The sequence below is a fragment of the Serratia sp. AXJ-M genome, assembly GCF_046531865.1.
Lineage (GTDB): Bacteria > Pseudomonadota > Gammaproteobacteria > Enterobacterales > Enterobacteriaceae > Serratia > Serratia liquefaciens.
Map to the genome: position 1 here is coordinate 3,574,605 of NZ_CP059394.1, position 22,939 is coordinate 3,597,543.

15 protein-coding genes are annotated in these 22,939 nt (G+C 57.2%); 5 read left to right on the plus strand and 10 right to left on the minus strand.

The annotated features are described in order from the left end of the window. Positions 1-87: 87 nt before the first annotated feature. Positions 88-8,730, plus strand: a complete 8,643-nt coding sequence (locus tag H0S68_RS16750) for a GH36-type glycosyl hydrolase domain-containing protein (protein WP_410528862.1) — start codon at positions 88-90, stop codon at positions 8,728-8,730. Positions 8,731-8,898: 168 nt separating this feature from the next. Here the strand turns inward: H0S68_RS16750 and elaB are convergent, their stop codons facing one another. The 3 genes from elaB to idnO form a co-directional block, all read right to left on the minus strand. After that, positions 8,899-9,210: a stress response protein ElaB gene (gene elaB / locus H0S68_RS16755; RefSeq protein ID WP_020827827.1), complete on the minus strand. Its 312-nt coding sequence runs from the start codon at positions 9,208-9,210 to the stop codon at positions 8,899-8,901. An 86-nt stretch (positions 9,211-9,296) separates the two neighbouring features. Further along, the gene (gene idnD, locus H0S68_RS16760; RefSeq protein WP_048763018.1) at positions 9,297-10,328 is read right to left on the minus strand and encodes an L-idonate 5-dehydrogenase; all 1,032 of its coding nucleotides are present in this window, start codon (positions 10,326-10,328) and stop codon (positions 9,297-9,299) included. Between the two features lie 24 nt (positions 10,329-10,352). After that, a complete protein-coding gene (gene idnO / locus H0S68_RS16765; RefSeq protein ID WP_020827829.1) occupies positions 10,353-11,117 on the minus strand; it encodes a gluconate 5-dehydrogenase in 765 nt (254 codons plus the stop codon). Between the two features lie 269 nt (positions 11,118-11,386). Between idnO and H0S68_RS16770 the strand changes: the two genes are divergently transcribed. Next, positions 11,387-12,370, plus strand: a complete 984-nt coding sequence (locus H0S68_RS16770; protein ID WP_020827830.1) for a LacI family DNA-binding transcriptional regulator — start codon at positions 11,387-11,389, stop codon at positions 12,368-12,370. Position 12,371: 1 nt separating this feature from the next. On the opposite strand, the gene H0S68_RS16775 is transcribed toward H0S68_RS16770, so the two are convergent. The 5 genes from H0S68_RS16775 to H0S68_RS16795 form a co-directional block, all read right to left on the minus strand. Next, positions 12,372-12,866 (minus strand): DUF1097 domain-containing protein, encoded by a 495-nt coding sequence (locus H0S68_RS16775; RefSeq protein ID WP_020827831.1) that lies wholly within the window; start codon positions 12,864-12,866, stop codon positions 12,372-12,374. A gap of 265 nt (positions 12,867-13,131) precedes the next feature. Then, complete coding sequence (locus tag H0S68_RS16780) at positions 13,132-14,376, minus strand: MFS transporter (RefSeq protein WP_020827832.1); 1,245 nt, start codon at positions 14,374-14,376, stop codon at positions 13,132-13,134. 170 nt (positions 14,377-14,546) lie between these two features. After that, a complete protein-coding gene (locus H0S68_RS16785; protein WP_046373056.1) occupies positions 14,547-15,410 on the minus strand; it encodes a DMT family transporter in 864 nt (287 codons plus the stop codon). A 112-nt stretch (positions 15,411-15,522) separates the two neighbouring features. Continuing rightward, complete coding sequence (locus H0S68_RS16790) at positions 15,523-15,948, minus strand: cupin domain-containing protein (RefSeq protein ID WP_046373055.1); 426 nt, start codon at positions 15,946-15,948, stop codon at positions 15,523-15,525. A gap of 90 nt (positions 15,949-16,038) precedes the next feature. Continuing rightward, positions 16,039-17,868, minus strand: a complete 1,830-nt coding sequence (locus H0S68_RS16795; RefSeq protein WP_129940907.1) for a thiamine pyrophosphate-binding protein — start codon at positions 17,866-17,868, stop codon at positions 16,039-16,041. A gap of 338 nt (positions 17,869-18,206) precedes the next feature. Between H0S68_RS16795 and H0S68_RS16800 the strand changes: the two genes are divergently transcribed. From H0S68_RS16800 to H0S68_RS16810, 3 genes are all read left to right on the plus strand, one after another. Next, positions 18,207-19,082 (plus strand): LysR family transcriptional regulator, encoded by an 876-nt coding sequence (locus tag H0S68_RS16800; protein WP_020827837.1) that lies wholly within the window; start codon positions 18,207-18,209, stop codon positions 19,080-19,082. 129 nt (positions 19,083-19,211) lie between these two features. Then, on the plus strand, positions 19,212-19,472 hold the full coding sequence (locus tag H0S68_RS16805; protein WP_128864668.1) for a type II toxin-antitoxin system RelE family toxin: 261 nt from the start codon (positions 19,212-19,214) through the stop codon (positions 19,470-19,472). 39 nt (positions 19,473-19,511) lie between these two features. Then, positions 19,512-19,877, plus strand: coding sequence for a helix-turn-helix domain-containing protein (locus tag H0S68_RS16810; protein WP_046373053.1), 366 nt, complete (start codon positions 19,512-19,514; stop codon positions 19,875-19,877). A gap of 62 nt (positions 19,878-19,939) precedes the next feature. On the opposite strand, the gene nuoN is transcribed toward H0S68_RS16810, so the two are convergent. Next, positions 19,940-21,397, minus strand: coding sequence for an NADH-quinone oxidoreductase subunit NuoN (gene nuoN, locus H0S68_RS16815; protein WP_044552632.1), 1,458 nt, complete (start codon positions 21,395-21,397; stop codon positions 19,940-19,942). 6 nt (positions 21,398-21,403) lie between these two features. Continuing rightward, a complete protein-coding gene (gene nuoM / locus H0S68_RS16820) occupies positions 21,404-22,933 on the minus strand; it encodes an NADH-quinone oxidoreductase subunit M (RefSeq protein WP_020827841.1) in 1,530 nt (509 codons plus the stop codon). Between the last annotated feature and the right edge of the window lie 6 nt (positions 22,934-22,939).

The window sequence follows — 22,939 nt, forward strand, 5'->3', positions numbered from 1 at the left end:
GATCTTACTGGCGCTAAAAACAGGATGTTCACGCTCTCCCAGCGGTTTCACCGGCTGTCCTTTGGGTCAGATGTAAGGAGCTTTTGTGTGAAAGAAATACTAATCAATTGGTTAAAAAAACAACGTAAAAATTCGAAAATTAAATCATTGCCGCTGCGGCGTCAAAAAGACGCTCCTGACAACAGCGGCGGTGCCATTAAGGCAGAACTGTTTTCTGTCGATCAAATGGAGCGTTACGGGCAACGCCTGGCGCGTTCCCATAAGCTGGCAACGCGCAAAACGCCCTACTACCTGCTGAAGCGTCTGGACGACAACGAACGCATTTTGGCGGAAAGCTGCCACCAGCTCAGCAACGGCAAGAAAGCCAGCATGACTCCCGCCGGCGAATGGCTGCTGGACAATTACTATCTGATTGAAGAACAAATCCGCGTTGTGCGCCACCACTTGCCGAAAACCTTCGGTCGCGGTCTGCCGCAGCTGGCGCCGCCGCATAACTGTCCGCGGATCTATGACGTGGCTGCCGAAGCTATCGCGCACGGTGACGGCCACTGGGACGCCGAAAGCCTCACGCGGTATATCGCCGCCTATCAAAAAGAAGTCAATCTGACGCTCGGCGAACTCTGGGCGCTGCCCGGCATGCTGCGCCTGGCGTTGATCGAAAACCTGCGCCGCGTCAGCGTGGAAGTCGCGCAGGCCCAGCAGGAACGCAATCTGGCCGACAGCTGGGTGACGAAAATGCTGGAGTCGGCGGAAAACGATCCCGCCAACCTGATCGTGGTGATCGCCGATATGGCGCGATCCAATCCCCCACGCACCAGCGCCTTTGTTGCCGAGCTGGTGCGCCGTCTGCAGGGGCACGGTACCATGCTGGCGCTACCACTCACCTGGGTAGAGCAGCGTCTGGCGGAAGTCAGCCTGACCTCAGATGAATTGATCCACCGCTTTAACCAGCAACTGGCCGTCAGCCAGCTGTCGGTCAGCAATAGCATCTCCGGCCTGCGCCAGCTAAGCGAAATGGATTGGGCAGAATTTGTCGAAACCATGAGCCAGGTCGAACAGACCCTGCGTGAAGATCCCGCCGGGGTTTACCCTTTGATGCATTTCACAACCCGCGACAACTACCGCCACGTGATCGAAATGCTGGCGCGCCACTGTCCGCACAATGAAGTGCAGGTCGCTCAACACGTGCTTAATATGGCGCGCGTAGCGGCTGAAGACCCGTCGAGCGATCCACGCCGCAATCACATCGGTTACTACCTGGTTGACGATGGTCGCCCCGAGCTGGAACAGCAATTAGAGGTAAAACTCGGACGCATTACCCAATTGCGCCATGCGCTCAGTCAGGCGCCGCTGCTTTCCTGGCTCGGCAGCCTGAGCCTGATCACTACCGCCATCTGCGCGGAACTGCTGCGTCACGCTTACAGCACCGGCATCAGTTGGGGACTGGTACTGCTGTTCTTCCCCATGGCTATCGTGGTCAGCCAGTTCGTGCTCAATTTACTCAGCGAGGTCACTACCCGCAGCCGCACGCCGCAACCCTTGCCGCGGTTGGATTTCTCCTGCGGTATTCCCGCAGAATTCCGCACCCTGGTGGCGATCCCGACGTTAATCGACAGCAAAAGCGGCGTCGATAAACTGATCAATGCGCTTGAGGTTTGTTATCTGGGCAACGCGATGAAACATTTGCACTTTGCCCTGCTCACCGACTTCAACGATGCGCCCCAACAACGGCATGCGGACGACGCAGCCTTGCTGGATTACGCCTGCCGACAGATGGAAGCATTGAACGGACGCTATCCCTGCGAAGGGCCCAGCCACTTTTTCCTGTTTCACCGCGACCGCGAATGGAATGAAAAACAGGGAGTATGGATGGGGTTGGAACGAAAACGCGGCAAACTGAATGCGCTGAACGACTGGCTGCGCAACCGAGGTAACGCCTTCTGCACGCAGATTGGCGATGGGCTGGAGGTGCTGAAAAACGTCAAATATGTCATTACGCTCGACAGCGATACCGTCCTGCCGCGCGAAAGCGCCCATCAGCTGATCGCCGCGATGGCGCACCCGCTCAATCAACCTCAATACGATGCGCGCCAGCAACGGGTGGTTGAAGGTTATGCCATCCTGCAACCACGCATGGCCGAAGAAATCCCCAGCTACGGCCAGGGCCGTTATGCCGCCCTGTGCAGCAGCACGCCGGGTAATGACCCCTATACGCTGATGGCCTCGGATATCTATCAGGATCTGTTTGGCGAAGGCTCGTTTATCGGCAAAGGCATTTACGACGTGGACGTGTTCTCCCACAGCCTGAAAGGCACCTGCCCGGCGAACCTGGTACTGAGCCACGATCTGCTGGAGGGCTGTTACGCCCGCTCCGGCCTGCTGAGCGACGTGCTGCTGTACGAGCAATATCCCAGCAACTACCTGGTGGACGTCGCGCGCCGCACGCGCTGGATCCGCGGCGACTGGCAATTGCTCAACTGGCTTCTGCCACGGGTGAAAACCGAGGACGGTACCCGCACCGCCAATCCGCTGAGCACCCTGTCGCGCTGGAAGCTGTTCGATAACCTGCGCCGCAGCCTGGCTGCCCCCAGCCTGTTGCTGTTACTGTTTTGCGGTTTTGTCTGGCTGCCAAACACCCGTTACTGGCTCGGGGTGTTCGCCCTTATCCTGCTGCTACCGACCCTGTTGGCGTTGGTGCAGGACATCCTGCGTAAACCGCCGCGCAGGCCCGTCTTGCAACATCTGCTGTTGGCGTTAAACGGTTCGCTGCATCGCCTGGCACAAATCGGACTGCGGCTGGCGACTTTGCCGCATGAAGCGCTGTACAGCCTGAAAGCGATTGCCGTGACCCTGTGGCGGCTGTTGATTAGCAAGCGCAATCTGCAAGAGTGGACCAGCTACGATCAATCCAAGGCTCGCCAGCAGGTCACGCTGGAAAACTTCTATCGCGCGATGTGGATCAACCCGGTCGCCGGTGCCGCGCTGCTGTTGTTCAGTTTTCTGCATAATCCAATGGCGCTGATTATCACATTGCCGTTCGCCACTCTGTGGATGCTGTCACCGTTCCTGCTGTACTACCTCAGCCAGGAGCCACAGCGCAGCAAAACCGCCATCAACGATGAACAACGGCGCTTTCTGCGCCAAACCAGCCGCCAAACCTGGGACTTCTTCAATACCTTCGTCAACCAGCAGGAAAACTGGCTGCCGCCGGATAACTACCAGGAAATACCGGAGCCGGTGGTGGCGCACCGTACCTCACCGACCAATATCGGGCTGTCGTTATTGGCCAACCTCACCGCCTATGACTTCGGCTATCTGACGCTCAGCGACGCGCTGCGGCGCATCGAACTGACGCTCAACACTCTGGATCGGCTGGAACACTATCGTGGCCATTTGTACAACTGGTACGACACCCGCACCCTGGAGCCGCTGAACCCGCGTTATATCTCCAGCGTCGACAGCGGTAACCTGGCCGGTCACCTGCTGACACTCAGCGCCGGCTTGCCGGCACTGGCCCACCAGCCGGCCATAGATCCGCTGCGGGTGCTGACCGGTCTTGGTGACAGCCTGCAACTGCTGGAACAGCACTGGGGCGACGCCGCACCGAAAAACCTGCCGAAGCTGCGCAACCATTGGGAGCAGGCCCACCACAGCCATCCGGCAGCCCTGCTGGCGGAACTGAATGCCATGCGCAACTACAGCAACGGGCTGCAGGAACCGGCGCTAAATCATGATGAGGAAACCAAACGCTGGGCCGGAGCCTTGCACCAGCAGCTTAACGAACTGTGTGCCGAATGGGCGCAGTGGTTCGGCTGGCTGAGTGACGGCATGCCCGAACTGGAGCAGGTGCCCAGCCTGCACTGGCTGGCTAACCCGCCTGGCCAGTTGACGCTGTCACCGGAACAGCAAAATCAGCTGAGCGCGGCGGGTGCGCTGGCGCAGGAACGTCTTACGCAGTTGCAAAGCCTGCAGCAGCGGTTGGAAAAAATGGCGCAAATGGATTTCAACTTCCTGTATGACGAATCAACCCATTTGCTGACCGTTGGCTTTAACTGCGATCAAAACAAGATGGACAGCAGTAAATACGACCTGCTGGCCTCCGAGATTCGTTTAACCAACTACGTCGCCATCGCCACCAATCAGGTGCCGCAGCGCAGCTGGTTCGCACTTGGCCGCCTGTTCACCGTGATCGACCACGAACCCGCGCTGATGTCGTGGAGTGGGTCGATGTTTGAGTACCTGATGCCGCAGTTGGTGATGCCCGCCTACCCTGATTCACTGCTGGTGCAGATGTGCCATGCGGCGGTGGAGCGGCAGATTGCCTGGGGTAAGGAACGCGGCGTTCCCTGGGGCATTTCCGAATCCGGTTACTTCGGTTTCGACGCCGACCAAAACTATCAGTATCACGCCTTTGGCGTTCCGGGCCTGGGCCTGAGACGCGGGCTGGGTGACGATATGGTAGTAGCGCCTTACGCCACGGTGATGGCGCTGATTGTCGATCCGGACGCCGCTTGCAATAACCTGGTTACGTTGGAGAAAAATGGGGCCAAAGGCCGCTACGGTTTCTACGAAGCGCTGGATTACACCACCGCTCGCCTAAGCCGGGGGCAACTGTATGTCATCATCCGTTCCTATATGGCGCACCACCAGGGCATGAGCTTCCTTGCCCTGTCGCATCTGTTGCTGGATGCGCCTATGGTAGCGCGCTTCGCTGAGTATCCGGCGTTCCAGTCAGCGCGGCTGTTGCTGCAGGAACGGGTGCCGGATGCAGTCGAGCTGTACAGCACCCGTCGCCATTTCGAAACCCACGAGGGGACTATCACCCCGGCCAGCTTCGCCGCACGCGAGTTCAACCGTGTGGACTCCCCGATCCCCGAAGTGCAGTTGCTGTCCAACGCCAACTATCACCTGATGCTCACCCAGGCCGGCGGCAGCTACAGCCGCTGGCAGAATCTGGCCTTGACCCGCTGGCGCGAAGACGCCACCTGCGATAACTGGGGCGCTTTCTGTTACCTGCGCGACCCGCAAACCGGTGAGGTCTGGAGCAATACCTGGCAGCCGATCGGTGGTGCCGCCAAGGGGTACAGCGCCGTGTTCAACGACGCCGGGGCCGAGTTCCAGCGTCAGCAAGGGTCGCTGTCGGTGAAAACGCAGGTGGTGGTATCGCCGGAAGATGATATTGAGCTGCGCCGCGTGACGTTGGTCAACCGCAGCAAGCAACCGCGCACCATCGAAATCACCAGCTATGCAGAAGTGGTGCTGGCACCGGCCGGCAATGATCTGGCCCACCCGGCGTTCAGCAACCTGTTCGTACAAACCGAACTGTTGCCGGATCAAGACGCCATTTTGTGCCACCGCCGCCCGCGCGAACCGAAAGAAAAATGCCCGTGGTTACTGCACATGATGACGGTGCAAGGCCGCACCAGCCAGACGTCGTTCGAAACCGATCGCGCCAAATTTATCGGCCGCGGCCGCACCCCGGCCAATCCGCAGGCGCTGTATCAAAATACCCCGCTAAGCAACAGCGCCGGACCGGTCATTGATCCGATCATCGCTATCCGTCAGCGCGTGGTGCTGGAACCAAATGTACCGCTCACACTGGATATCTTCTATGGCGTCAGTGAAGACCGCGCCAGCAGCCTGGCGATGCTGGAAAAATACCGCGATCGCCATTTGGCAGACCGGGTGTTTGAACTGGCCTGGTCGCACAGCCAGGTGGTACTGCGTCAACTGAACGCCAATGAGGATGACGCCAACCTGTTCAATCGTCTGGCCAGCGCGGTGGTCTTCCCGGCGCAGGAAATGCGCGCCGCCAGCAGCGAAATCATTAACAACCGCCGTGGTCAGTCTGGTCTGTGGGGATATTCAATCTCCGGTGATCTGCCGATTGTGCTGTTGACCGTGACCGACGGCGAAAACATCGAGCTGGTTCGGCAACTGATCCAGGCGCACAACTACTGGCGTCTGAAAGGGTTGCAGGTGGATCTGGTGATCCTCAATGAAGATATCGGCGGCTACCGTCAGGATCTGCAAAACCAGATCATGGGCCTGATCGCCGCCGGCATGGAATCGACCCAAACCGATAAGCCGGGCGGCATCTTCGTACGCACCAGCGAACATATGTCACCGGAAGATCATCGTCTGCTGCTCAGCGTCGCGCGTATTTACCTCGACGATCGACGCGGCGGTTTAACCGAGCAGCTCAACCAGCGCCTGCAGTTGCCACAGATCCTGCAGCAACCGCTGTCGCCGGTGACCGCCTCGTCGAAACTGGCGACGGTGGATAATTTGCCGCGCAACCTGCATTCGCCGCAGTTGCCCGACATTGCCGCGCTGCAGTTCTATAACGGCCTCGGCGGCTTCTCGGAGAATGGCCGCGAATATGTGATTGCGATGAACGAAAGCAAGATCACCCCGGCGCCCTGGTCGAACGTGATGGCCAACCCGATGTTCGGCTCGGTGGTTTCGGAAAGCGGCCAGGCCTACACCTGGTACGAAAACGCCCACGAATACCGTCTCACGCCTTGGGACAACGATCCCATCTGTGACCGCAGCGGCGAAGCTTTCTACCTGCGCGACGAAGAGAGCGGCCATTTCTGGTCGCCAACCCCGCTGCCTGCCCGGGGCCGAGGCCATTACCTGACCCGTCACGGTTTCGGCTACAGCGTTTTCGATCACCGCGAAAGCGGCATCGACAGCCAGTTCACCCTGCTGGTGGCCAAAGATGCCCCGGTAAAACTGTTCCTGCTGACGCTGACCAACACCTCAGGACGCACCCGCAAGCTCTCGGCTACCGGTTATGTGGAGTTTATCCTCGGCGATCTGCGGCAAAAGTCGGCCATGCATATCGTCACCCAGGCGGCTTCGTCTGAAAACGGCTGCGGTATCCTGGCGACCAACCACTATGGGGGCAACGGATCGGATCGCACCGCGTTCTTCGGCGTCTCGGGTGCGCATTGTTCGCTCACTGGCGACCGGCGTGAATTTATCGGTCGTAATGGTTCGCTGACCAATCCGGCGGTGCTAAAACTGCGGCGCCTGTCTGACAAAGTCGGCGCCGGTATGGATCCGTGCGGCGCGGTGCAGTCGGCCATCAGCCTGATCGACGGCGATCAACGCAGCTTTGTGTTCGCCCTCGGGTTGGGGCAAAACGCCGAAGAAGCCGAAGCGCTGCTGCACAAATACCTCCAGGAGGACAACCTGCAGGATGAGTTGCAACAGGTGGCTGCGCACTGGGACGGTATTCTCAACAAAGTGCAGATAGGGACGCCGCAACCGGCCGTCGATTTGCTGGCCAATGGCTGGCTGCTGTACCAGACCCTTGCCTGCCGTATTCAGGCGCGCAGCGGTTACTACCAATCCGGCGGTGCCTTTGGCTTCCGCGATCAACTGCAGGATACTTTGGCACTGACTCACGCCGCCCCGGAACGGCTGCGGGAACAGATCCTGCTGTGCGCTTCGCGCCAGTTCGTCGAAGGCGACGTGCAACACTGGTGGCATCCGCCGCAGGGCAACGGCGTGCGCACCCGCTGTTCGGATGACTATTTGTGGTTGCCGCTGGCCATTTGCCACTATCTGGACGCCACCGACGATCAGAGCATCCTGGATGAACAGGTGGGCTATCTGGAGGCGCGCAAACTGGCACCCGGCGAGGAGTCTTCCTATGAACAACCGGCGCAGAGCGTAACGCAAGAAACCTTGTATCAGCATGGCGTCCGGGCGTTAAAACACGGATTGAACTTCGGCGAACACGGTCTGCCGCTGATGGGAGCCGGTGACTGGAACGACGGCATGAATATGGTGGGCCTGGAGGGGCGTGGCGAGAGCGTCTGGCTTGGCTTCTTCCTGTTCCATATCCTGCAGCGTTACGGCAAGTTGGCAACCACGCGTCATGACGACGAACTGGCGACGCTGTGCCGCCAACAGGCCGATACGCTGCGCAATAATCTGCGTGACCATGCCTGGGACGGCGAATGGTACCGTCGGGGCTATTTCGACAGCGGGGAACCGCTGGGCTCTCATCAGTCGGCGGAGTGCCGTATCGACGCCATTGCCCAAAGTTGGTCAGTGCTGTCCGGTGCCGGTGATGCGCCGCGCAGCCTGCAAGCCATGCAGTCGCTGGATAAACACCTGGTCGACAACCAGGCCGGCCTGATCAAACTGCTGACGCCGCCTTTTGACGGCAACGGCCCGAATCCGGGCTATATCCGCGGCTATCTGCCTGGCGTGCGGGAAAACGGCGGACAATATACCCATGGCGCGGTGTGGGCGGTGATGGCCTTCGCCGAAATGGGCAATATCGAGCGCGCCTGGGAACTGATGGCGCTGATCAATCCGATCAACCACAGCCTGGACAGTACCGCGGCGGAACGTTACAAGGTCGAGCCGTATGTGGTTACCGCTGATATTTACGCGGTGGCGCCACACGTCGGTCGCGGCGGCTGGAGCTGGTATACCGGCTCTGCCGGTTGGATGTATCGGCTGATCCTCGAGTCACTGCTGGGTCTGAAACGCCATGGCGATCGGCTGAGCGTCAATACCCGCCTGCCGGCGGACTGGCCACAGGTGACGCTTAACTACCGGGAGGGTAGCAGCGAATATCAGTTGGTTGTTCGTCAGGGGCAAGGCGCGGCACAGGTCAGCGTCGACGGTGAAAAACAGTCGGAAGCCGTGATAACGCTGGTAGACGATGGCAAAATCCATCAGGTGGAAGTGACATTGGGGCAGTAAATATCGGGGCGCGGCGGGTGCCGCGCCCAACGTCTATACCAAAAATAATTCGAGTTGCTTGTAGGCGGCAACTGAGCAAAGCCCCAGGAGCTTACTCAAGTAAGAGACTGGGGTGAGTGAAGGCAGCCAACACCCAAGCAGCTTGAAGTATGACGGGTATACAGGCCGTTATTTACGCGCCAGCAACAAGCCCAGTACCAGGCCAACCGTTGCACCAATCCCTACGCTGCACCAGGGGTTTTCACGCACGTAACCGTCGGTTCGGCAAACGGCGTCCTTGGCACGCGCATAGTAGGACTCGGTGGTGTCAGCCAACCGCGACTTGACCTCACTCAATGCCTCTTCGGCATGAGCTTTGATATCGATATAGGCCTGATCGGCCCGATCGCCGGAGTACTTCAACACTTCTTCCAGCGTGTCGCTCAGCATTCTCAGATCGTCATCGAGCGTGGTTTGATCCGCATCCGTATTTCTCGCCATGGTAAGTTCTCCGTGTTTAAAAAATGAAACGGCCCTTAACTATAGACAAGGATCGCCGATCCCCGCCATCAGACTGATGGCTAAAATCAGAACACCAGTTGGACTTTGGCGGCCCGGCTCTTGTCGCCGGCAAACGTCAGCGCCTCAGCCAGTTGACGATTGTCAAACTCGGCGGACAGCAGCGGCAGCGGATTGACTGTTCCCTCGGCCAACCACGTCACCGCCAGGGCGAACTCTTCAACAAACCGGAAGGATCCCAGCAGATTCAGCTCTTTGGCGATCAACAGCATCAGCGGGAAATCCGGGAAGCTGCTTCCCATACCGACTTGCACCACCGTCCCCTTGGCGCGGGTGACCTCCAGACAACGCTGCAACGACAGTGGATGGCCGGAGACTTCAAAAGCGATATCAAAGTACCCTTTTTCCTGCTGATAGCTGCTGAAATCGTCATTGCCGGCGTGCAGACAGCGGGATGCCCCCATCTCTCCGGCGATATCCAGACAACGCGGGCTGAGATCGGCGCAGACAATTTCGTCGGCGCCCAACGCCTTCAGCGCCGCCACCAGCAGGCAGCCTATCGGGCCGACGCCGGACACAAATACCTTTTTCCCTTTCACTTCACCGGGCTGCCTGGCGGCATGTATCGCCACCGCCAGCGGCTCGGCAAAAACCATCACCTTCTCGTCGCAGTTGGCGTCGAACGCAATGCATTGCGCGCTATCAACCACCTTGTACTGGGTAAAAGCGCCGTCAACATGTGGGAAGTACATCGCGCTGCCGAAAAAGCGCATTTGAGTACATTGGTTTTGCTGATCCGCCAGGCAATACTTACACTGCCCGCAGGGCTTGCTGGGGTTTAACGCCACTTTCTGGCCCACGGGCAGACGAGCCGTGTCGCTGGCGACCACTTCACCGATCACCTCATGGCCCAGCACCATCGGCTGACGCACCTGAAAACTGCCGACTTTACCCTCCTGATAATAATGCAGGTCTGATCCGCAGATGCCACCACGGGTGATTTTCACCAGCGTGCCGTGGCCCTGGTACTCAACCTCCTGCTCCACTACCGCCACGTCATATTTGCCGTTGACCACGCAGGATTGGGTTTGAATTTTCATCATCATATTCTCATAAGCAGGCGGCTATACCGCGGCCGACATTCCGCCATCGACAAACAGCAGGTGACCATTGACAAAATCAGAGGCTTTGGACGACAGGAACACCGCTGCGCCAATCAACTCCTGCGGATCGCCCCAACGGGCAGCCGGGGTACGCTTGGTCAGCCAGGCGGTAAACTCTTGGTTGTCCGCCAGTGCCTGAGTCATTTCGGTTTTGAAGTAGCCCGGGGCGATACCATTGACCTGAATGTTGTAGCGCGCCAGCTCTACGCACATGCCACGCGTGAGCATTTTCACCGCCCCTTTGGAAGCGGCATAGGGGGTGATGGTGTCGCGGCCAAGTTCGCTCTGCATCGAGCCAATATTGATGATTTTACCGCTTTGACGCTGCACCATATGGCGGGCTACGGCTTGTGACACCATAAATACCGCCTTCTGGTTGACGGCAATAATGTCGTCCCAGTCTTTTTCCGGGAATTCGGTAAACGGGTGGCGACGCTGTATACCCGCGTTGTTAATCAACACATCGATCCCACCGCTTTGCGCCTCAATTTTCTCAATAGCGGCATGAATGGCCTGGGAGTTAGTGACATCAAAGGCCGCGGCATCGGCGCGGAAGCCCTCACGGCGCAGTGCTTCAACGGCTCGCTGGGCGTTTTCTTCGGTGGTCGCATTGACCAATATGTGAGCGCCGTACTCCGCCAGCCCACGCGCCAGCAGAAAACCAATGCCCCGAGAAGCGCCGGTAATCAGTACTTTTTTATTATCCAGTGAAAATAAGTTGTTCATAACGTCCCCGGCAGTGTCATTCAGATAAGACAGGTGCCTATCTCAGCGGATCGCCGCCGGCAAAAACGTGATGACGATCACTTAAAACAGTGTTACTAAAACCTGTTACCTTTAACGTGAAGCCACGCAATCTCGCGGGAAATAAACTCAACACATTTCATTGAAAAATAAGATTTTTATACTTTATGTCGTCGATTGTTATCACTAAATCGATTTGTTAACATGGCGTTATTCGCGATTTCGCCGCCCCACCCTGTTAAGGCCTCAGAATGAAGAACCAACGCGTCACGCTGCAAGATATTGCGCTGCTCGCCGGCGTGACCAAAATGACCGTCAGCCGCTATCTGCGAACGCCGGAAAAGGTGGCGGCCGAAACCGCCGAGAAAATTGCCCAGGTGATGAAGGAAGTGAACTTTACCGACGGCGATGAAGCACGCTCAACGCAAAAGCCGCGCATTGGCGTTTTGATCCCCTCGTTCAACAACCAAATTTTCGCCGATCTGCTGGCCGGTATCGAATCCATCACTCTGGAACAGGGCTACCAAACGCTGGTAGTGAACTATGACTACAGTCGGCAGCGCGAAGAAGAGCATATCGTCCAACTGCTGGCTTACCCGATCGCCGGGCTGATCCTGACGGATTCGGAGCATACTCTGCGGGCGGAAAAGTACCTGACGGCCGCCAAAATCCCGGTGGCGCAGGTGATGGATCTGGAAGGTCCGGAAGGAAGGATCGCCGTGGGGTTCGATAACTTCCAGGCGGGTTACGACATGACCGAAGCGCTGCTCGCCAGCGGTAAACGTCAGGTGGTTTATTTTGGCGCCATGTCCGATGCGCGCGACACCAAACGTTTTCAGGGCTACTGCCGGGCAATGGAAAAACAGGGTCTGACACCGCGCCAAATCACACCGCACCGTGTTTCGTCGGTGACGGTCGGCTCCGACATGCTGGCCATGGCACGGCAGCTTTACCCGGATTTGGACGGTATCTTATGCACCAATGACGATCTGGCCGTTGGGGTCTTACAGGAGTGTCTGCGGCTGGGGCTGCGGGTTCCGCAGGATATCGCTTTGTCGGGATTTCACGGCCTGGATATCGGCAAAGCCACCACGCCGGGCATCGCCAGCGTTATTACACCCAGGTTTGATATCGGCAAGGTGGCCACAGAGATCTTGTTGAAACGCATTAAAGGGGTGCCGTGCATTGAGCGCGTTGATCTGCACTACCGCATCTCACTCGGCGGCACCATTTAACTCAGCGGTTAACATGTTCGGTAACAGCGGCCGCCGGTTTCGGTTTTTCGCTGCGCGCCGCCAGCCACAGGCCGCTGTTTTTCATCGCGTAGCCAAACACTAATCCCACCAACAGGGAAAGGGTCACCAGAGACCAATTGCCGCCGCCGGCGAAGGTGGCGCAAGCGCCGATAAAGGTGCCGGGCACAAAACCCAGCCACTGCTGCTTTGCCTGAATGCACATCAGAAAAGCCACCGCGCCGGTCAGCAGATAACCGAGCAGGCTCCAGCCGGGCGCCAGCTCACTGCCGTGAATGATCGCCATCGCCCAAAATACCCCGCTGCAGCAGGTCAGTGTGCTGATCAACAACCCTTTCAGCCCCCCCTGCGGGCAAGCAAAATAGGCCGTACAGCCCAGGAAACCGGCCCAACTGATCAGCCCCAGGCTAACAGCCACCCATCCCCACACGCCGGAGAGGATCCCGGTAGTCACAGCAATGGCAAAAAGAACGTTCATAAACTGACCCGCAGCAAAGAAAGCGCGCAGTTTACGCGAAAATCGGCAAATTCAAGTGATGTAAATCACAAAAATTTTGTAATGAGAAATACTGAAATTGCAGAATTGAGGAATTTGTCACAAAAAAAACCAGCGTGACTAGCACGCTGGAAATGACACACAACAACACCAGGGAAATCGTTCGCCACCTTACGTGGCTAAAATCGTTGTTCAGCTACCCTGCGAATTTCACGTTGCCGACGGACAACCTGAAACTCGGCGGGTATCAGCGCGGGAAGCCCGCGCGGGTCACCATGAAGCTCAAAGATAAGCAAACCACGGCACTGACCAGAAATAACAGATTGACCGCCAGATGCAGGCTGGCATGGTCGATAACCGCCCCCAGCAGGATCGGAACCCAGTTGGCGATATAGGCGATTACGTAAAACAGTGAAATCAGTCTCGCATGGCTGGCCTTCGGTGAAATCAGGTTCACCAAGGTGGCACTGCCGACAAAAATCGCCCCGTAGGCATAACCGGCAATCACCATACCGGCACTGGCCAGAGCCAGCGAGTGGATCTGAATCGCCTCGGCGAACACCACCACTGACAGCGCCTGCGCCAGACAGCCAAACATCAGCGAATGGCGCGCATTAACGCGACGGCTCAGGATCTGGCTAATACCGGCAATCACCAGATAAACCGCAATCACATAGCCGTAAACGCCCCGGCTGTGCATGCCCAGCAGCTTTTCCGATACGCTTGGCCCAATCGCCAGAATACTGGCAGCCACTGCCCAGCAGATGAACAACGCGCCGGCACACAGGAAGAACTTGCCTCCGGTAGCGCGCAGGCCATCCGCCAACGAGCTTTTTTCTGCCGCGGCTTCTGCTGCCGGTGCCCCGCTGAGAGGTACAACAACGGCTTCAACCGGCCATTTCAACATCACGCCCAGTGCGGCAACTGCCGCCACCGCCATGATGATAATGAACGGCAGCGAGGTAGTGTGGAACCCGGTTTGCAGCGCCACGCCGCTGAAAATCGGCCCCAAAGCCAGACCGGTGGTGAATGACAGCGTGGCAATCAGCGCCGCATTTTTACCGCCGTCCTTCGGCCCAAAACGCACCAGCGCAATGTTAGCCGCACCGGTCAAAGCCCCGGTGCCGATCCCGGCCAGCAGACGCGCCATAAACATCATCAAAAACGAATCGGCCATCGAAAACAGCAAGGCCCCGGCCAACACCACCAGCAGCGCCGGTACAATCATGCTGCGCAGATCTTTGACCTTGCCGGCCATGTTGCCCACGCCGAACAGCGAAATCAGCACGCCGGCGGCATAGGCGCCATAAATGACGGTCAGGCTAACCGAGCTTAGCGCCAACTCATGTTGATAAAGCGGGTAAAGCGGTGTCGGCGCACTGCTGTTCAGCAATGCTGACATCAATGCCAGGGCTAAAAACAGCAGGATGGCAAAATGCGACTCACCCGACTTCGCTTTAGCGGCTTCATCAACAGCCACACCTTCAGACATTTTTCTCTCCCGAAACAATCTGGATAAACACCTAACCCTGAAAACCAAACTCCTCAGGAAACGCGTTTATCATACCTTTCGGGTATAACGGTCAAAATAGCCAAGAATGCATCATAGTGATTCATTAATGCATTTGCGCTGACGCCCGCCAGCGCTTAATGCCGTGCTCTTTACACCGCCGCCGCCTTCGAGGTTTTTGCCGGAGCGCGTTTCACTATCGCCAACGCACCGGAGAAAATAATCAGCGCCATGCCGCCCGCAGCAATGTAGGACAGCTTCTCGCCAAACAACAGATAGCCGAGCAGCGTGGAGAAAATGATGGTGCTATAGGAAAGAATACTGACAATCACCGCATTGCCGCTGCCGTAGGCGCGGGTCATGGTGATTTGCCCCAGGCTGCCGAACACACCGATGGCGCAAACGCACAGCATCATGGCGCTGTCCAACGCGGTAAACCCCACCACAGTGGTCATCATGCCGCCCACCAGGGTGCCCACCAACGAGAAGTAAAACACCACTCGCAGTTCGGGTTCGCCACTGCGCACCAGCTTACCGACGTTAAAATAGGCCAGCGCGGTCAGCAGGCCGGAAAGCAGGCCAATCAGGGTCGCGGCATACTCGCCGTTCGGCGTATCGGGGCGCAGCAGCACCAGAATGCCGATAAAACCCAGCAGTACCGAGAACAGCAGCTTGCCGGTCAGTTGACCTTTGCTAGTGACAAAGGCAATCGCCGACTGAAAGATAGGATTGGTGTAGCCCAACGTGGTGGCCGTGGCGATCGGCAGATGGATTAGTGAGTAGAAACCGCAGTACATCGCCGCATTGCCAATGGCCGCGCGTTTCATGTGCAACCCCAAATGCTGGGTGCGGAAACCGAGATTTTTCACATGGATCAGCGCGGCAACGATCAGGACGTTAATCACAGAGCGGTAAAAAATGATGTCGAAAAAACCGACCTTGGCCGAAGCCAGTTTGATGCTGGCCCCCATCAACGCAAAGAACCCGCTGGCGACGACCATCCACAAAGCAACCATGATTTCCTCGGTATATCACCCCAACGGGCGACAAAATAAAACGGGGCGAATTGATTCGCCCCCTACGGCTAATGCAGTCAACAGCGCCGCAGCTTGAAAAACGGCGGGGATATTATTCGGCAGCTTTCACCGTCAGCGGTTTATTATCAGCGCAGGCGAAGAATACCAGCATCTCCGCGCCTTTATCACCAGAAACCCCTTGGTGAACGATATCTACCGTGTCGGTAAAGGAGTCGCCCTGCTTAAAGGTGTGTTTCACGCCGGTTTTCTTGACCGTCAGCGAAACGCTGCCCCCAGTCATATACACCGCGCTGATGCACGGGTGAGTATGCCAGGCGAGCACCTTGTTCGGTTCCACCGTGACCTTCAACATGGTGATCTGCGGAGCGCCTGCCGGATAATGCTGGTACGGCGTCCCCTCCCATGAGGTTTCGGTTTTCAGCAAGGTTTCTTTGTTTATGCCTTCGCCGTGATCCTCTGCGGCCTGTGCAGCGCCTTGAAATGCCATCATTAATGCCAGAAGTGTCAGTTTATACATTGTTATCGCTCCATGACTACGGTGAACAAAATAGAATGGCGTAATACAAAGGACAATGAATGACGACTCCTGGAATCTGGGGTTACGCCTTTACAAGCCTTTGATACGCTGCTCGTATTCTACGATGCTCTCGGCATAGTATCGATTAGGCGCCACATGATTTCCTACCAACACTTCTATCAGGAAAGGCCCCTCGTGCTCAGCCGCGGCGGTCAGCGCTTCGTCCAGTTCTTCCAGCGTCGCCGCTTTGGCGGAGGCAACCCCCAGGCTGTTGGCGAAGGCCTTCCAGTCATGGTTCGGCAACGCGGTATAGTCCGCAGATACCCCACGGTTTTGCAAGGTGTCGATGTGCATCGCTCCGTGAGCGCAGTTGTTCATCACCACAAAGGTCATTTTGACCTGATAACGGGCGGCCGTCTGGATCTCGATGCCGTGCATCAGCATGCAGCCGTCGCCGGTAACCACCACGCAGTCGCGGTGCGGCGCTGCCAGTTTGATGCCAATGCCGGCGCAAATCGCCCAGCCCATCGGCGCCAGGGAGCTTGAGGTATGGTAATCGCCCCGCCCGCTGGCCTGCCAGTGGTGCGCCATAAAGATACGGTGTGCGCCGGAATCGACCACCACGTTGGTGTCCTGATTCATACGGCTGCGGATGCGTTTGATGGCGTCGCCGGGGTACATGTTGGCCTCGCCCTCGGCAAGACGCACCTGCAAATCGGGCCGTTGCTGCTCCAGCGGCAGTTGACTCACCTGCTCCAGCCAGCCGTTACGCAAGCGCTTAATGCTGTTCAGGTGCGCGTCATCGTCGCTGACCGCATCCAGCAGGTGGTGCAACGAGCCGGTCAGGCTGGAGAAAATCTGCATATCCGGTTGATAGTGCGAGCTGACCTTATCGAAATCCTCGTCAATCACCACCAACGTTTTGGTGCCGTGCAGTCGCGGATTCCAGTTCAGGCTATCGCGTTGGCTCAGATCGCAACCCAGCACCAGCAGCACATCCACTTCATCGCCATTGATGGTTTCCACCGCCCGGGTATGACCGGCAAAACCATACAGCCCCAGCGCCAGCTCGTGCCCTTCGGGAAACGCGCCCTTGCCGGACAGCGTAGTGGCAACCGGCAGACGGTATTTCTCCGCCAGGCGCAGCAACAGGGCCGCATCCAGCGGATTATTCATGCGGTTACCCACCAGGCAGGCGACGTTCAACCCGCGCAGCAGATAGTCATCCAGCACCTGATCCAATGCCTGTGGGTCGATCGCGGCCTCTCGGCACTGCGGCGTGCGTGGCGGGCTAACTTCATGACCGCCGGCCACCTCTTTCTTTTGCATATCGACCGGCACGCTGAGATAGGTGCGACCTTTTCGCTGAGTGTTCAGGCAGGACAGACTGCGCCGCAGCTCGTGCTGCAACGTGAGATTATTTTTCACTTCTATCGCAGCGGAAAGCAGCGGTTTGACGATAGTCAGCTCATCGATGCCACTATTGCTGCCGTCCTGGAAGGCACCCTGCGCCTCATGATAAGTGGCAATGCCGCCGGCCAGATACAACACCGGAATTTTGTCGGCCTGTGCCGCCGCCATCGCCGGCAGGAAATTCATGGTGCCGGGACCGGAGATGCCCAGACAAACGCCAAACTTGCGGCTGGCGCGAGCATAACCGTCCGCCATAAAACCGCAGGCGGTTTCATGGGCGCCGACGATGCCGGCAATGCCTGAATGTTCAATGGATTTTATCAATGGGTACACCAGCTTGCCGGGTACCAGGAATATGTGCTGAATGCCGCGAGCTTCGAGACTCTGGATAATCGCATCAGCGTTGCTTTGCGTTGCCGCTTTCGCACCGGGGGTTGCAATAACTCTGACACCGTCCGCAGTTGCCAGTGCTACGGGGGTGTATAACTTCTCTGCGTGAGACTCCATTTTCAATGTCCAGTCGTGGTGGGCCAACCTAGATTCAGAGTCGATCCCACCAGGCGATTAGCCCACAGAGACAGGCTCTCATGCGCGTCTGCTTACGCGTTCAGGGTAACATTGGCACAAAATGTGCGCCAGATCACAGCATAAACGTTGATAAGCATAAAGATTGTCGGGTAAAAATAAAGATGCAAAACTGCTTCACGTTGATGCATTTATTCATATCCTGAAACATAATTAATAATTATGATACGTGGGCCTCATTTGCAGCCAAAACCAGAGCCGGTACGGTTGCGCAATAATGAACACAGACAAGACCGATAAGCCTGCACAAAGGAAATGGCATGATGAATTGGGATGATGCACGCTTCTTCCTGGCGGTCGCACGCTGCGGCACTTTACGAAAAGCCGCCAATGAACTACACGTCGACCAAGCCACCGTCGGGCGGCGTATTACCGCTTTTGAAGAGAGTCTGGGATCCAAACTGTTTATCCGTACGCCAAAATCGTTCTCCCTCAGTCCGTTGGGAGAAGAAATGCTGGCGGACGTCATGAACATGGAGAACTCGGTGCAGGCGATTGGCCGCAAAGCCACCAGTGGCGACGACAGCCTGTGCGGTAACGTACGCATCGCCACCACCGACACCATGGCCGAGGCTTTTGTCATTCCGGCGCTGAAGGCGCTGCGAGAGCAATACCCGTTAATCACAGTCACCATGCTGACAGCGGTCAATATCTCTGATATTTCGTACCGTGGCGCAGATCTGGCGATCCGCGGCGCCCGTCCCGAATCCGATGAGCTGATTATCAAACGTATGGCCACCATCGAAATGGGGCTGTATGCGACGCAGGACTATCTCGACAAACACGGCATGCCGACCAAGGGCGACCATCTGCGGGGTCATGACCTGCTGATGTTCCCGCGAGAACTGGTGCCCCGTCACTGGAACAACTTCTGTGGCGAAACGCTGATCGATCCTAACGTGGTGCTGCAGTGCAATTCGCAGTTGCTGCTGCGCTCTGCAACGCGCAATGGGTTGGGGATTGGCCTGCTGTCCTCGTTCCTGGCGGATAAGGACCCGGACCTGGTGCGAATTTTCCCGGAAAACAAAGACTGGGTAGATATCTGGCTGGTGCTGCATCCTGACCTGCAGCGTGCCGCCAGGGTGCGTGCCGTAGTCCAGGCGCTGGAAACCTCATTTACAAACAATCCCGGCTGATCCCCCCTACTCAGGGGTCAGGGTGACTTACCCTGCCCCTCTTATCCCGTTTCACCACATTGTCATGATTAGATAAAAAGCTTATTATCTAATTAACGCACAGGACGTGCCCCCACAGTCGAGGGAATGATGGCAAAGGTTAACTGGTCGCGCAAAGCAGTTAAACAATTGATGACGCTACCGACTCAGGATCGCTCAGCCATTAGAGACAAGGTCGGGCTGTTAAGCGCGTTTCCGGCCGCCGGACTGGATATCAAAAAATTGCATGGTGCTGACAGCCAATTTCGCCTGCGCGTCGGCAGCTATCGCATTATTTTTGAGATGAGTGATGGTGAACCTATTGTCTGTCTGATCCAACAAGTGAAGCGTAGAACGTCGACAACTTACTAAACCGCGTTGAGCTGAAATTTATAATCCGAGGTATGCCAGATGGCGAAGTTACAATATATCCATGATGAATCAGGCAAGCCGCTGTACGTGATATTGCCTCTCGATGAATATAAAAAGCTGGTAGGCCGGCAAGATGACTATGAGTCTGTTCCCTATCATAGCGATGCGCACGATGATGAAACTGTTCCTCATGAAGTGGTCTCCATCATGTTGGATCAGAACATCAGTCTGATAGCCGCATGGCGAATTTTCCGCGGCTTCTCGCAGTACGATGTGGCGACAAGACTGGGGACTACCCAATCTGCCGTTTCTCAGTGGGAAGCCATTGACTCTAAACCGCAAAAAAAAACCCGGGAAAAACTGGCAGAGTTATACCGCTGTAGCCCGTCGCAGATGATGCTCTAATCCGTTCCCCACGCCATAAAAAAAGGTCGCCGAAGCGACCTTTTTTACTGCCCTGATGCCCATCAGAACATCGGTTGTGCCATCTGTACCAGCGTAATCAGCGGCTGCGGATAAACACCCAGCAGCAGCACCAACGCGGCGGAGATCAACACCACTACGCCGCCTGCGGTCAACGCCCAGTTATTTGGGGTATCGCGCTGCAGCGCTTCCGGCGCGCTGAGGAACAGGCTGACGGTGACGCGCAGGTAGTAGTACAAACCAATGGCGCTACCCAGCACCACGGCGCCGGTCAACCACCACAGGTGAGCGCTGACGCCCATTGCGATCACGAAGAACTTACCGATAAAGCCCAGGGTCATCGGGATACCGGCCAGTGACAGCATCATCACCGTCATGACGGCGGACAGAATTGGCTTATGCCAGAACAGACCGCGGTAGGAGAACAGTGAATCTGCATCCGGGCCACGGTACGGGCTGGACATCAGGCTGACCACGCCGAACGCGCCCAGGCTGCTGAACAGGTACCCGGCCAGGTAAACCCCGGCGGTTTCCAGCGACAGCTGGTGGGTTTGCACCGCAATCAGCGCCACCAGCAGATAACCCAGGTGGGCAATCGACGAGTAACCCAGCAGACGCTTGATGTTGGTCTGGCTGATGGCCATCAGGTTGCCGAACAGAATCGAACAGACGGCAATGATCGACAGCACCATGCGCAGCGCTTCGTTGTCGGCAGCAGGCGCATACAGGAACAGACGCATAACGACCGCAAAGATAGCAATCTTGCTGGCGGTGGCCAGGAAGGTTGAAACCGGCGCAGGCGCCCCCTGATACACATCCGGCGTCCACAGTTGGAACGGCACCAGCGACAGCTTGAAGCCCAGACCGACAATCATCATGCCCATACCGGCCAGGATCAGCGGCTGGTGCATCATGTTTTCTTGCAGGCTCTTGCCCAGGCCAGCCAGCGACAGGTCACCGGACTCCGCATACAGCAGCGCCATACCGAACAGCAGGAAGGACGACGCCGCGGCGGACAGCAGCATGTACTTGATGGCCGCTTCCAACGGTCGCTTCTGGCGGTAGGCGTAGCCCACCAGACCAAACAGCGGCAGCGAGATCAGTTCAATACCGAGGAACAGCGAGGCCAGATGGTTGGCGCTCGCCAGCAGAATGCCACCCAGGGTAGCAATCAGCACCAGCAGATAGAACTCTTCGCGGTTGTCCGGGTAACCGACCAGCCACGGATAGGCAAAGGTACAGGTCGCCAGACTCGCCAGTATCACCAGCCCGGTATAGAACATCGAGTAGCCGTCAACCCGCAGCAGCGGGGTGACATCCATTGGGCCTGCCTGGCCGACAAAGTACAGCGAAAGCAGCGCCAGGTTTAGCCCGATCACGGTCAGGGTGGCGTTGATAAAGTGGTCGCGTCGCCACGCAATGCCTAGCATCACAACCACCACCGTCAATCCGACGATCAACAGCGGCAACAGTGCGATCAGTTGTTGAGGAGTTATTGTCATGGCGAATTACGGCCTTGTTGTTGAAATTGCTGAAACTGACGAACCAAACCAGTGTTGCACGTTGCTCATCGCCGCATTAGAAGTGTCCAGAATCGGTTGTGGGTAGAACCCCAACAGAACCAGCAACACCACCAACAGCAGAATGATGAACAGCTCACGCGCGGTCATGCCCGGCAAAGGTTGGTCAGACTTGGCTTTGCCGTAGTAGGCACGCTGCATCATGATCAACGAGTAAACCGAAGCAAACACCAGACCGAAGGTAGAAATCACGGTGATCACCGGCACAACCTGATAGCTGCCGAACAAGATCATGAATTCACCGACGAAGTTACCGGTACCCGGCATCCCCAACGTAGCCACCGCGAAGAACAGCGACAGCGCAGGGATGTATTTGATACGCCCCCACAGGCCGCCCATTTCACGCATGTCGCGAGTGTGCAGACGTTCGTACAACTGGCCACAGATGATGAACATACCGGCCGCAGACAGACCGTGTGCAATCATCTGGATCACTGCCCCCTGGTAAGCCAGTTGGCTGCCGGTGTAGATGGCGATCAGGACGAAGCCCATATGGGAAACCGAGGTGTAAGCGATCAGACGCTTGATATCGGTCTGCGCAAACGCCATCCAGGCGCCGTAGAAGATACCGATAACACCCAGCCACATGGCGATTGGCGCGAACTCATGCGAAGCTTCCGGGAACAGCGGCAGGCTGAAGCGCAACAGGCCATAGGCCGCGGTCTTCAGCAAGATCCCCGCCAGGTCGACAGAACCTGCGGTAGGAGCCTGGCTGTGCGCATCCGGCAACCAGCCGTGCAACGGCACCACCGGCATTTTCACCGCGAAGGCAATGAAGAAGCCCAGCATCAACAGGTATTGCACGTTGTGTGACATTGGCGTTTGCAGCAGGTCTTCGTAATCGAAGGTCCACACGCCGGTCGCGTTATAATGCACAAACACCAGGCCCATAATGGCAATCAGCATCACCAGACCGCTGGCCTGGGTATAGATGAAGAACTTGGTGGCCGCAGTGATACGGGTTTTCCCGTCCGACGCCTTATGACCCCAGAGTGCGATCAGGAAGTACATCGGCACCAACATCATTTCCCAGAAGAAGAAGAACAGGAACATGTCGATGGCGAGGAACACGCCGATAACCCCACCCAGGATCCACAGCAGGTTCAGGTGGAAGAAGCCCTGGTATTTCTGGATTTCACGCCAGGAACAGAGGATAGCCAACACGCCCAGCAGGCCGGTCAGCACGACCATCAGCAGTGAAAGTCCGTCCAGTGCCAGGTGGATGGAAATGCCAAAGCGTGGGATCCACGGCAGCAGGAATTCAGACTGCCACTGCGGTATGCCTTTCGGCGTAGTCAACGTGTAGCCGCCCTGCATCCACAGATGCAGAGAAAGCGCCAATGTCAGCCCCATTGCGATCAACGCAATCCAGCGCGGCACCTTAGTACCGAAGCGCTCAAACTGCCAGCACAGCAGACCGCCAATAAAGGGGATAAGAATTAGCCAAGGTAATAGCATGGCGTT